A 12,711-nucleotide genomic window follows, 5' to 3' on the forward strand; every position below is an offset into this window, starting at 1 on the left:
TTTGAAACCCCATAGAAAAAACGTTAAATGCCTTTATGTTTTAAGAATTTAATGGCAGAAAGCAAAAATTAATATTTAGTTTTGCTTTGTTCGAAAAATTTTAATGATTTTTTAATGTTCAGTTAGCCTAAAAACTGAATAGAAAATAAAATAAAAATAGCGTATTATGTCTGGATTATTGGCCGTAATTGGAAAAGGAAAAGACCCAAAACTTGTTAAAGAACTTTCAGAAAGAATGTCTCACCGCGGTCCTGATGAAAGTGATGTTCATATCATGGAAAATGGCAGCATACTTTGCCATGAAAGTTTATCGATCATTGATCTTAACTCAGGAAGACAGCCTATCCAAGGAACCAATAAGGCATGGATGGTGCATGACGGGGAAATCTATAATTATCAGGAACTTAAAAATACAGTTTTAAAGAACCATACTTTTAGAACAGAATCAGATTCAGAAGTGATTGTGCATCTTTACGAAGAATTTGGATACGATTTCTGTAACAAACTAGATGGAGATTTTGCCTTTGTGGTTATTGATGGAGATAAATATATTGCAGGCCGTGACCCAATTGGTGTGAAACCTTTGTATTATGGCTTAGATGAAAGGGGGCGAATTTATTTTTCATCAGAAATGAAATCTATTGCAGATCAGTGCAAATCGTTTTCTACTTTTCCTCCGGGCCATTATTATACGGCAAAAACTGGTTTTGTAAAATATTACCGCCCAGAATACGAGGATCATAAAAATGCAAATCAGCCATTAGATTTAGAGTTAATCCGTGAAAGCCTCATTCAAGCAACACGCAAACGTCTGTTGGCAGAAGTGCCTTTAGGAGTGGTGCTGTCAGGAGGTTTGGATACTTCTTTAATTTCGGCAATTACTTCAAGATTGCTAAAAGAAAAAGGCGAAAAGCTGCATTCGTTTTCTATCGGATTGGATGCAAATGCTCCAGACAATGTTTCTGCTAGAAAAGCAGCTGAATTTTTGGGGACAGAACATCATGAAATCCATTTTTCTGTAGAAGAAGGCGTTAAAGTTTTAGAAAAAGTAATTTATCATATCGAAACTTACGATATCATTTCTGTGCGATCTGGAGTGCCAATGTATTTGCTTTCGAAAGCCATTGCTGAGCAAGGAATTAAAGTTGTTTTGTCTGGCGAGGGAGCAGATGAGGTTTTTGGAGGCCACCTCTATTTTAGAAATGCGCCCTCAGAAGAAGAATTTCAGGATGAAACGATAGAACGAGTACAGAAGCTTTTTACAGCCGATTTGCTACGTGCAGATAAAACGACAATGGCAAATGGTTTGGAAGTTCGAATTCCGTTTTTGGATACAGAGTTTTTAGATGTTGCCATTCGAATAAAAACAGAAGAGAAGCAGCCAAAAACTTATGACGGTGTTGAAAAATACATTTTAAGAAAAGCTTTTGATACAGAAGATCCTTATTTGCCTTCAGAAGTTTTATGGCGTCAGAAAGAGCAATTCTCTGATGGCGTAGGATACAGTTGGGTAGATGAATTGATAGAATATTGTGCTTCTCAAGTTACAGATGAACAATTAGCTGGTGCAAGTGCAGAATTTCCATACAATTCGCCAACAACTAAAGAAGCATACTTGTATCGATCAATTTTTCATAAATTCTACCCGCAGGTTAGCGCTGCGCAGACAGTTCGCAAATGGATACCAAAATGGCAGGAAAACCTTGATCCGAGCGGAAGAGCAAATGCTGCACACTTAAACGGTAATTTTGAAAATGTAAAATCTGGAATGACTGTATAAAAATTAAATTTCAAAAATATAATAAACTCCAATTTAGGAGTGAAATATTGTAAAGCCGAAATGCATTAAAAATGTAGTTTCGGCTTTTTTATATAACAGAAAATCAATTTAAGAATTTGAAGTTTTAGAAACTTGAATTTTGAATTTTATTTTTTTGCGTTATTTCCAGTTTTGGAATTTCAGAAATTTGGAATTTAAATTCATTTTTGGGTTTATTTTTTGGTTTTTCAGACGATTGTGTTAATAACTTAGGTGCTTTAAGTTGTAATTTACTGGGTATATAGCTCGCGTTTTTATATATTTGCGTGTTAGACATTAATTACATTTTTAGAATAAATTATATGAGCGAAGAAATCAAGAAGAACAATTATTCAGCAGATAGTATTCAGGCATTAGAAGGGATGGAGCACGTAAGAATGCGTCCGTCGATGTATATTGGTGATGTAGGGGTTCGAGGACTACACCATTTGGTTTACGAGGTTGTTGATAACTCTATTGATGAGGCGATGGGAGGACATTGCGACACAATTGGTGTCTCAATAAACGAAGACGGTTCGGTAACGGTTGAGGATAATGGTCGTGGTATTCCAGTTGATTTGCATAAAAAAGAAGGTGTTTCTGCACTTGAGGTTGTAATGACAAAAATTGGTGCCGGAGGTAAATTCGACAAAGATTCATATAAAGTTTCAGGAGGTTTGCACGGGGTTGGGGTTTCTGTAGTAAACGCCCTTTCTGTTCACATGAAATCTACTGTATTTAGAGAAGGTAAAATTTATGAGCAGGAATATGAAAGAGGAAAATCTTTGTATCCGGTAAAACAAATCGGAGAAACAGATAAAAGAGGTACTCGTCAGACTTTTTATCCAGATAATACAATCTTTACTCAGACAACTGAGTTTTCATATGATACGCTTTCAGCGCGTATGCGTGAGCTTTCTTTCTTGAATAAAGGAATCACAATTACGTTTACCGATAAGAGAGAAGTTGATGAAAAAGGAGAATTTAGAAGCGAAGTTTTCCATTCTGATGAAGGATTAAAAGAATACATTCGTTATTTAGATGGAAACCGTGAGCCGATTATTTCTCATGTAATCAGTATGGATCACGAAAAAGGAGAAATTCCAGTCGAGGTTGCTTTGATCTATAATACAAGTTATACTGAGAATATTTTTTCTTATGTAAACAATATCAATACGCACGAAGGAGGAACGCATTTGCAAGGTTTTAGAAGTGGTTTGACAAGAACACTTAAAAAATATGCTGATGCCTCTGGAATGTTAGATAAATTGAAATTCGAAATCTCAGGAGACGATTTCCGTGAAGGATTAACAGCGATTATTTCGGTAAAAGTTGCAGAACCTCAATTCGAAGGGCAAACTAAAACCAAACTTGGAAACAGAGAAGTAGTTTCTCCGGTTTCTCAGGCGGTAGGAGAGATGTTGGAGAATTATTTGGAAGAAAATCCAAATGATGCTAAAGTAATCATCCAAAAAGTAATTTTAGCGGCTCAGGCACGTCACGCAGCGAAAAAAGCGCGTGAAATGGTACAGCGTAAAACCGTTATGGGCGGTGGCGGATTGCCAGGAAAACTTTCAGATTGTTCTGAGCAGGATCCAGCAAGATGTGAGGTTTACCTTGTCGAGGGAGATTCGGCTGGTGGAACAGCAAAACAAGGTCGTGATCGTAACTTTCAGGCGATTTTGCCATTGCGTGGTAAGATTCTGAATGTAGAAAAAGCGATGCATCATAAAGTGTTCGAAAACGAAGAGATTAGAAATATTTTTACGGCTTTGGGAGTGACAGTTGGTACTGCTGAAGACAGTAAAGCATTAAATCTTGAAAAACTTAGATATCATAAGGTAATCATCATGTGTGATGCCGATGTCGACGGTAGCCACATTTCTACCTTAATATTAACGTTCTTCTTCCGTTTCATGAAAGAGCTTATCGAAGAGGGGCACGTATATATTGCGGCTCCGCCTTTGTACTTAGTTAAAAAAGGAAATAAAAAAGAATATGCTTGGAATGATGTTCAGCGTGATCAGGCTAACGAAAGAATGGGAGGAAGTGCAAACATTCAACGTTATAAAGGTCTTGGAGAGATGAACGCGGAGCAATTGTGGGAAACTACAATGGATCCAAATTTCAGAACACTGCGTCAGGTGAATATTGAAAGTCTTGCAGAAGCAGATCAGGTTTTCTCTATGCTAATGGGGGATGAAGTGCCTCCTCGTAGAGAATTTATCGAGAAAAATGCAGTTTATGCAAATATCGACGCATAAAATAAAAAATTAATAATTTCAATTCGTTTAATGTTTAAATTTACTAGACAATTAAACGAATTGTCTTTTTAAAGAATAGACAGAATTAATAACCGATAAAGTAAAAAATATGAAAGTTACCATTGTAGGAGCAGGAAATGTTGGAGCTACCTGTGCAGATGTTATTTCTTATAGAGGAATTGCAAGTGAAGTAGTGCTGTTGGATATTAAAGAGGGTTTTGCAGAGGGTAAAGCACTTGATATAATGCAGTGCGCCACAAACACAGGTTTTAATACCAAAGTTTCTGGAGTTACCAACGATTATTCTAAGACTGCAGGAAGTGATGTAGTTGTAATTACATCAGGAATTCCAAGAAAACCAGGAATGACAAGAGAAGAACTAATAGGCATTAATGCGGGTATCGTAAAAACAGTTGCCGAAAATGTGCTTAAATATTCGCCAAATACTATAATTGTTGTAGTTTCTAATCCAATGGATACTATGACATATTTGGCTTTAAAAGCTACAGGACTTCCAAAAAATAGAATTATAGGTATGGGCGGTGCTTTGGATAGTTCTCGTTTTAGAACTTACCTTTCATTAGCTTTAGATAAACCAGCAAACGATATTTCGGCAATGGTAATTGGAGGACATGGTGATACTACTATGATTCCATTAACACGTTTGGCATCTTATAACGGAATTCCAGTGTCACAGTTTCTTTCGGAAGAAGTGCTGCAGAAAGTTGCTGCAGATACAATGGAGGGAGGAGCAACTCTTACAGGACTTCTGGGGACTTCGGCTTGGTACGCTCCAGGTGCTTCTGTGGCATATTTAGTAGACAGCATTTTGAATGATCAGAAAAAAATGATTGCGTGTTCTGTATTCGTAGAAGGAGAATATGGCCAAAATGATATCTGTATTGGAGTGCCATGTATAATTGGTAAAAACGGAGTAGAAGAAATTCTAGATATAAACTTAAACGATCAGGAAAAGGCGTTATTTGCTAAAAGTGCAGATGCAGTTCGTAGTATGAATGATGCCCTAAAAACGATTTTAGTATAATAAAAACCGAAAAAAAGAAAAGAAGCTGCACTTTTGCAGCTTTTTTTTTGAGATTAATTAATAAATAAATTGGTTAATATTTTCGTTAATTATATATTTGCTCGGTTTAAAAAAAAATTGGTAATTCGTGATCTCGTTTTTTTGTTTTAAAAAATCATGTCAGGGCTTATTTTATGGGACTTTAAAACAAAAACAAAAATAAAACATAATTAATTTTTAGTAATAATGCAGAATAAAGGACTTATTAAATTTTTCGCAATTCTATTTGCATTGGTAAGTATTTACCAACTATCCTTCACTTTTGTGGCAAATGGTGTCAAAAGTGAAGCTAAAGCTTTTGCAGGAGATAATCCTGATAAGGAGCTGAAATATTTAGATTCTATTGGTAAAGAAAAAGTATTAAATCTTGGTTTTACTGATTTCACTTATAACGAAGTGAAAAACAAACAGCTTAATAAAGGTCTTGACTTAGAAGGAGGAATCAACGTAATTCTTCAAATTTCTATTAAAGATGTATTAAAAGGTTTGGCTAATAATTCTAAAAATCCAGTTTTTAATAAATCATTAGCTGATGCATCTGCAAACTTAGAAGGAAACAAAACATATTTAAATAAGTTTTTTGAAGCTTTTGAAGCAAATTCAAAAGGAACTGTAAAATTAGCATCTCCAGATATTTTTGCTAACAGAAGTCTTCAAGGAGAAGGTGGGGTAGACTTTCAAATGTCTGACGCACAAGTTCAAAAAGTTATCAAAAGAAAAGTTGATGAGTCTGTAGAAAGTGCTTTTAAAGTATTAAGAGAGCGTATCGACAAATTTGGTGTTACACAGCCAAACATCCAAAAATTAGGAGAAACAGGAAGAATCTTGGTAGAGCTTCCAGGTGCTAAGGACGTTGATAGAATTAAAAAATTATTAGGTGGAAAAGCTCAATTAGAGTTCTGGGAAACTTTCAAAATTGAAGAAATCGGTAATTTCCTAGTATCGGCAAACGAAGCTTTAAAGAAAACTGAAGTTAAAAAGACAGAAACTAAAACTGTTGCTAAAGATTCATTAAATGCATTATTAACTGATGCTAAAGATTCTTCAGATGTTAAAAAAGGAAACAATCCTTTATTTGATAAAATGATTGTTAACGGTGGTGGACCAGTTTTAGGTTATTTTGCTCCTAAAGATACTGCTGCTATCAATGAATATTTCAAAAGACCAGAAATTAGAGTATTATTGGCTGCTGACCAGCACTATGCAAAATTTGTATGGAGTAAGCCAACAACTATAAAAGATCCAAAAGCTAAAGACATAAAAAGTGCAGCTGATATCGAAGCTGTTGAATTATATGCTTTAAAAGGAAACAGAGACAATAACCCAGCAATGAGCGGTGGAGTTGTAACTGATGCAAAAGATACTTTTGACCAAATGGGTAAACCAGCTGTTTCTATGCAAATGAACAGCCAAGGAGCTAAAGTTTGGGAAGAATTGACAGGAAGAGCATTCGCTCAAAAAAGCTACATTGCTATTGTATTAGATGATATCGTATATTCTGCTCCAGGTGTAACAAGCGGTCCTATTGCTGGAGGAAGATCTGAGATTACAGGTTCATTTGATGTAGCTGAAACAAAAGATTTAGCTAACGTATTAAATGCAGGTAAATTACCAGCTTCTGCAGATATTATCCAATCAACTGTTGTTGGTCCATCTTTAGGGCAAGCGGCTATTGATGCAGGTACAATTTCTTCTGTATTAGGATTCTTACTAGTATGTGTTTGGATGGTATTCTATTATGGTAAAGCTGGTTGGTATGCAAACCTTGCTTTATTATTAAACTTACTATTCTTATTCGGAATTATGGCAAGTTTTGGTTTTGTATTGACATTGCCAGGTATTGCAGGTATCGTACTTACATTAGGTACTGCGGTAGATGCGAACATTATTATCTACGAAAGAGCGAAAGAGGAATTGCGTGAAGGAAAATCACTTTCTGAAGCAGTTACAGCTTCTTACGGATGGCATGGTGCAATGCGTTCTATTATTGATGCTAACGTTACTCACGTTTTAACTGGAGCTATCTTATTTATCTTTGGAACAGGTCCTATCAAAGGTTTCGCATTAACATTATTAATTGGTATCGTAACTTCATTGTTTACATCAATCTTTATTGCGAGAATCTTTATTGACAGAAATATTGCAGGAAAAGGAGATTTGACTTTCTCAACAAATATTACTAAAAACTGGTTTACAAACTTCCATTTTGATTTCATCAAAATCAAAAAATTCACTTATATCTTCTCTTCTATCGTAGTTGTAGTAAGTTTAGTTTCTATCTTCTTCGTTAACGGATTAGATGAAGGTGTTGATTTTGTTGGAGGTAGAACTTTCCAAGTTAAATTCGAAAAACCAGTCGATGCAACTGCAGTTTCAGATGAATTGTCTGCTGCTTTTGGTACTCCGGTTGAAGCTAAGATTTTAGGTGATGATGATCAATTGAAAATCACGACTAAATATAAAATCAAAGAAGATGGTGTAGCTATCGACGAAGAAGTGAACCAGAAATTATATGCTGCATTGCAGAAATATTTCCCAAATACAACTTACGATAAATTCATCAACTCTTTTGATGGTAAAAAAGTTGGAGTATTGCAAGCTTCTAAAGTAGGTGCTTCTATCTCTGAAGATATTAAGACTAACTCTTACTGGGCGGTTCTTGGTGCAATGGCAGTTATTTTCTTATACTTGATGGTCTCTTTCCGTAAATGGCAATATTCATTAGGTGCAATTGCAGCTGTTGCGCACGACGTAATCTTTGTATTGGGAGTTTATTCATTATGCTACAAATTCATGCCATTCCACATGGAAATGGATCAGCACTTTATCGCTGCGATCTTAACTGTAATTGGTTACTCTATGAACGATACGGTAATCGTATTTGACAGGGTGAGAGAGTTTATCATCGGAAACCGTAAAGGAAGTTTCGAAGATATCGTAAACGCTTCTATTAATACTACATTATCTAGAACATTGAATACTTCATTAATGATGATCATTGTATTATTAACAATGTTTATCTTCGGTGGAGAGTCTATCAGAGGATTTATCTTCGCAATGTTAATTGGTATTATCGTGGGTACTTACTCTTCATTATTTATCGCTACGCCAGTATTGGTTGATACGATTTCAAGTGATGAGAAACACACAATCGAAGACAAACATAATAAGGCATAATTAAACCTTTTTTATATAATAGAAAGATCCAGTGAAAACTGGATCTTTTTTTTATGTTTGTATCTGACAACCCAAAACAAATTATGATTCAAAAACAAGTATTTTTTATTGCTGTTTTATTAATGGCAATGCAGCTCACAGCACAGGAGAAAAGCGGTGATTATAAAGTAGGTTTGAGTTATGGTTTTGGAAGTGAATTTAATAATGCCGATTACACTTTTGAGAATCATTTTTATAAAGTACAGCTGTATTATAAATTAAAAAAATCCAAAAATTTCCAATACGAAATTTTGGTTCAGCCTGAAATCAATTTTGGAAAGCATCAATTGCTGAATTATTATTTTGTAAAACCTGAGAGACCCAATTTTGAGCAGAAAAGAATAGAGTACATGAAACTGAAAGAGGTGAGGGAATATGTCTTGAACATCGGCTTTATAGTTAGAAAACCTATTGGCAAGATGTGCTCGCTATATGTATTAGGAAGTGTTGGGCCTTTAATTACAGATACAGAAACAGAAAGAATGTCTAAAGGTTTTGCCTTTGCTGATGTTTTAGCGCTTGGTTTTACCTTTAGTTATGATAAAATGCAGTTTGATATTCGTCCGAGTTTACGTCACGTTTCTAATGCTGGCTTAGGAAGCAATAACGCGGGATATAATACCAAGAACATAGAATTTGGTATTTCCTATCAGTTGTAAAAAGAAAATGCCCAATACTTGAGATATTGGGCATTTTTTTATGAATTGAAATTGTTTTATGATTCTGCTAATGGATTTCTTTGCGCTCTAATAACAAAGAAAAGCCCAATAATGATAAAAGGTATGCTTAACCATTGTCCCGTAGAAAATAACCCTAATTCGCTTTCAAAACCGCCTTGGCTCTCTTTTACAAATTCTACTATAAAACGCACAACAAATAAAAGAACTAAAAACAATCCGAATAAAAGTCCAGATTTAAGTCTAGCATTTGTTTTCCAGTATAAAAAGTATAAAATTGCAAATACAAAAACATAACAGATAGCTTCGTACAATTGAGTAGGATGTCTTGAAGGCACTTCGGCTAATATATTCGCAAATCTTGGATCTGTAGCTATTGCATTGTAAGCTTCTTTTGGATCAGCTATTCCAGTTTTTTGTACAGCTTCGGTTTTGCTGAATTTATCGTGAAGGAAACGGATTCCGAATGCAGATGTAGTCTCGTGACCGATAATTTCTGAATTAAAGAAATTGCCTAAACGAACAAAAATGGCGCCACTTGCAACAGGAATTACAACTCGGTCTAAAATCCATAGCAATGGACGTTTTAGGATTTTTTTGCTATAGTAGTACATGGCAACTATGATTGCAATAGCTGCTCCGTGACTTGCTAATCCTTGGAAACCTGTAAATTGAAATTCTGGTTCAAATTTAAATGGAAGGAAAATCTCAAGTAGATGATTTCTGAAGTATTCCCAATCGTAAAAGAAAACATGACCTAAACGAGCGCCTATTAAAGTGGCTAAAACAGTCCAGACAAATAGAGAATCTAGTTTTTCAATCGATTCGTTTTCTCTTTCAAACATCTTTTTCATTAGGAACCATCCTAAACCAAAAGCAATTACAAACATTAAGCTGTAATAGCGAATCATAAAAAATCCTAAGTTGATTCCCTCAGAAGGATTCCAAACTAAATTTAAGGCGTGTGTCATGTATAAATGTTTTATATAGCTGTAAAAATAAATATTTAATGTAAAGTACCGCTTTCTAAAAAGTTAATGTTTGTGGTTGCATTTCTTTTCTGGCACAGGGTCATAACCGCTTCTTCCCCAAGGATGACAGCTTAAAATGCGTTTGATGCCTAAAAATCCTCCGTAAAATAATCCATGAATTTGTAGTGCCTGAATCATATAAGTCGAACAAGTTGGTTCAAATCTGCAAGCAGCCGGGGTAAACGGAGATATAGCAGTCTGATAAAACCGAACTAACAATACAAACGGATATATTAGAATTTTTGAAAACATATTTTTCTTGTATCGTTTAGGTTCGTGTTCAGTGTTCAGTCAGTTTAAAGTTTGAATCTGAAACTAAAAAAAAAACTGAACACTGGGTCACTTTTTTATTGGATGCTAAAAGTAGTTCCTTCTTTTCCGTCTTTAAGCTGAATTCCTAAAGCAATTAATTGGTCGCGAATCTGATCAGAAAGAGCAAAGTTTTTATCTGCTCTGGCTTGATTTCTCATTTCAATAAGCATATTAACCACACCGTCCAATTTGCCGCTATCGCCATCAGCAGCTTTATCGTCGCTAAGTCCTAAAACGTCAAATACAAAAGCGTTTACGGCTGTTTTGAAATCGGCCAAATCTTCGGTAGAAATGGTTTCTTTGCCGTCTTTTAACAAGTTGATGTAACGAACGGCTTCAAATAGCTGTGCAATTAAAATTGGCGTGTTGAAATCATCATTCATAGCATCGTAGCAAAGCTGTTTCCATGCAGTAAAATCTATTGAACTTGAATTTCCTGCCGTAATATTTGGTAAAGCATCAAGCGCTTCCATTAATCTTTTGTACCCTTTTTCGGCTGCAACAATAGCATCATCAGAGAAGTCTAAAATACTTCTATAATGTGCTTGAAGCATGAAAAAACGAGTTACAGAAGCAGAAAATGGTTTGCTTAAGATGTTGTTGTCTCCGCTAAGTATTTCGCCCGGAAGAATATTGTTTCCAGTCGATTTAGCCATTTTCTTCCCGTTTAAGGTAAGCATATTGGCGTGCATCCAGTAATTTACAGGAGCCTGACCTGTGCAAGCTTCATTTTGCGCGATTTCGCACTCGTGGTGAGGGAATTTTAAATCCATTCCGCCTCCGTGAATGTCAAAATGATTGCCAAGATACTTGGTGCTCATAGCAGTACATTCCAAATGCCATCCAGGGAAACCATCGCTCCAAGGAGAAGGCCATCTCATGATATGTTCTGGTTCGGCTTTTTTCCACAATGCAAAATCTTGTGGGTTTCTCTTATCAGACTGTCCGTCAAGATCTCTAGTGTTCGCCAGCATATCATCGATATTTCTGCCGCTTAAAATACCGTAGTTATTGGTTTCATTATATTTTACAACATCAAAATATACCGATCCATTGGCAACGTAAGCAATGCCTTTATCGATAATTTTTTTGATGATTTCAATTTGTTCAATAATATGGCCAGTTGCTGTTGGCTCAATACTTGGAGGCAAAAAGTTGAAAGCCTTTAGGATGTTATGAAAATCTACGGTGTAACGCTGTACAACCTCCATTGGTTCCAGTTGCTCCAAACGTGCTTTTTTAGCAATTTTATCCTCACCTTCATCCACATCATCTACGATATGTCCAACATCGGTAATATTTCGAACATAGCGAACTTTATAATCTAAATGCAGAAAATACCTGAAGATTACGTCAAAAGACATAAAAGTTCTCACGTTTCCTAAGTGAACATTACTATATACGGTAGGTCCACAAACATACATTCCAACATTTCCTTCATGGATTGGTTTGAAATCTTCTTTTTCACCCGAAAGTGAATTGTATATTTTCAGGGGTTGTGTTGTATATAATGGCATATTAAGTTTATTGATGTTTTATAGGAGCTAATCCTGCTATCCGCTGTATCTTTTATGGTGAACCCCACCATAAAAGGATGCCGCTTCTATCAGGGCTAAATCATAAATATAATAGAAATACTATATAAAACTAAAATTGAGTGTCTAGTTTGATATAATCTAAAAATTCTCTTTTTGTTTGTGGCTCTTTGAATTTTCCTCCGAACTCAGAAGTTACAGTGCTGCTTTCGATATCTTTAATTCCGCGAGAGTTTACGCAAAGGTGTTTTGCATCGATTACGCAGGCAACATCTTCAGTTCCTAGAGCTTTTTGAAGTTCTTGAACAATCTGCATAGTTAGACGCTCTTGTACTTGAGGTCTTTTGGCATAATACTCTACAATACGGTTCATTTTTGATAAACCGATTACGCGTCCGCTTGAGATATAAGCAACGTGAGCGCGCCCAATGATAGGCAGTAAATGGTGTTCGCAGGTAGAATATACTGTAATGTTTTTTTCTACAAGCATTTCGCCATATTTGTAATTATTGTCAAAAGTAGAGGCTTTTGGCTGTTTTGCAGGGTTAAGACCTCCGAAAATTTCTTTTACAAACATTTTTGCAACTCGGTTTGGAGTTCCTTTAATGCTGTCATCTGTCAAATCCATTCCTAATGTTTGCAGGATGTTTTCGACATCTTTTTTAATTTTTTCTATTTTTTCTTCATCAGTGATGTCAAAAGCATCCTCTCTTAAAGGGTTTTTTGCATTACTGCTGAAATGACTGTCACCTATTTCGTCTAAAAATTCTTCGTTATTTATCATTAAGAACTAC

General features: G+C 35.4%; 9 protein-coding genes. 5 read left to right on the forward strand and 4 right to left on the reverse strand.

The annotated features are described in order from the left end of the window. The first annotated feature begins 166 nt into the window (after positions 1 to 166). The 5 genes from asnB to N4T20_RS11315 all read left to right on the forward strand — a co-directional run bounded on the left by asnB (position 167) and on the right by N4T20_RS11315 (position 9,021). Positions 167 to 1,780, forward strand: a complete 1,614-nt coding sequence (asnB, locus tag N4T20_RS11295; protein WP_260669261.1) for an asparagine synthase B — start codon at positions 167 to 169, stop codon at positions 1,778 to 1,780. 341 nt (positions 1,781 to 2,121) lie between these two features. Next, the gene (gyrB, locus tag N4T20_RS11300) at positions 2,122 to 4,062 is read left to right on the forward strand and encodes a DNA topoisomerase (ATP-hydrolyzing) subunit B (RefSeq protein ID WP_260669262.1); all 1,941 of its coding nucleotides are present in this window, start codon (positions 2,122 to 2,124) and stop codon (positions 4,060 to 4,062) included. Between the two features lie 109 nt (positions 4,063 to 4,171). Beyond that, positions 4,172 to 5,107, forward strand: coding sequence for a malate dehydrogenase (gene mdh / locus N4T20_RS11305; protein ID WP_260669263.1), 936 nt, complete (start codon positions 4,172 to 4,174; stop codon positions 5,105 to 5,107). Positions 5,108 to 5,332: 225 nt separating this feature from the next. After that, entirely contained in the window at positions 5,333 to 8,323 is a 2,991-nt protein-coding gene (gene secDF, locus N4T20_RS11310) for a protein translocase subunit SecDF (protein ID WP_260669264.1), read from the forward strand. A gap of 83 nt (positions 8,324 to 8,406) precedes the next feature. Further along, a complete protein-coding gene (locus N4T20_RS11315) occupies positions 8,407 to 9,021 on the forward strand; it encodes an acyloxyacyl hydrolase (RefSeq protein ID WP_260669265.1) in 615 nt (204 codons plus the stop codon). 56 nt (positions 9,022 to 9,077) lie between these two features. Here N4T20_RS11315 and lgt read toward each other — a convergent pair whose 3' ends face one another. From lgt to folE, 4 genes are all read right to left on the reverse strand, one after another. Further along, entirely contained in the window at positions 9,078 to 10,010 is a 933-nt protein-coding gene (gene lgt, locus N4T20_RS11320; RefSeq protein WP_260669266.1) for a prolipoprotein diacylglyceryl transferase, read from the reverse strand. A 63-nt stretch (positions 10,011 to 10,073) separates the two neighbouring features. Next, on the reverse strand, positions 10,074 to 10,322 hold the full coding sequence (gene yidD / locus N4T20_RS11325; protein ID WP_008462282.1) for a membrane protein insertion efficiency factor YidD: 249 nt from the start codon (positions 10,320 to 10,322) through the stop codon (positions 10,074 to 10,076). A gap of 95 nt (positions 10,323 to 10,417) precedes the next feature. Then, a complete protein-coding gene (cysS, locus tag N4T20_RS11330; RefSeq protein ID WP_260669267.1) occupies positions 10,418 to 11,899 on the reverse strand; it encodes a cysteine--tRNA ligase in 1,482 nt (493 codons plus the stop codon). Positions 11,900 to 12,029: 130 nt separating this feature from the next. Continuing rightward, complete coding sequence (gene folE, locus N4T20_RS11335) at positions 12,030 to 12,701, reverse strand: GTP cyclohydrolase I FolE (protein ID WP_260669268.1); 672 nt, start codon at positions 12,699 to 12,701, stop codon at positions 12,030 to 12,032. Positions 12,702 to 12,711 lie beyond the last annotated feature (10 nt).

This window comes from Flavobacterium sp. TR2, from assembly GCF_025252405.1.
GTDB lineage: Bacteria > Bacteroidota > Bacteroidia > Flavobacteriales > Flavobacteriaceae > Flavobacterium.

What these genes read in the sequence shown, in the direction of transcription:
- asnB (WP_260669261.1), top strand. Translation starts at nt 167, where the DNA reads ATGTCTGGATTATTGGCCGTAATTGGAAAAGGAAAAGACCCAAAACTT.
- gyrB (WP_260669262.1), top strand. Translation starts at nt 2,122, where the DNA reads ATGAGCGAAGAAATCAAGAAGAACAATTATTCAGCAGATAGTATTCAG.
- mdh (WP_260669263.1), top strand. Translation starts at nt 4,172, where the DNA reads ATGAAAGTTACCATTGTAGGAGCAGGAAATGTTGGAGCTACCTGTGCA.
- secDF (WP_260669264.1), top strand. Translation starts at nt 5,333, where the DNA reads ATGCAGAATAAAGGACTTATTAAATTTTTCGCAATTCTATTTGCATTG.
- N4T20_RS11315 (WP_260669265.1), top strand. Translation starts at nt 8,407, where the DNA reads ATGATTCAAAAACAAGTATTTTTTATTGCTGTTTTATTAATGGCAATG.
- lgt (WP_260669266.1), bottom strand. Translation starts at nt 10,010, where the DNA reads ATGACACACGCCTTAAATTTAGTTTGGAATCCTTCTGAGGGAATCAAC.
- yidD (WP_008462282.1), bottom strand. Translation starts at nt 10,322, where the DNA reads ATGTTTTCAAAAATTCTAATATATCCGTTTGTATTGTTAGTTCGGTTT.
- cysS (WP_260669267.1), bottom strand. Translation starts at nt 11,899, where the DNA reads ATGCCATTATATACAACACAACCCCTGAAAATATACAATTCACTTTCG.
- folE (WP_260669268.1), bottom strand. Translation starts at nt 12,701, where the DNA reads ATGATAAATAACGAAGAATTTTTAGACGAAATAGGTGACAGTCATTTC.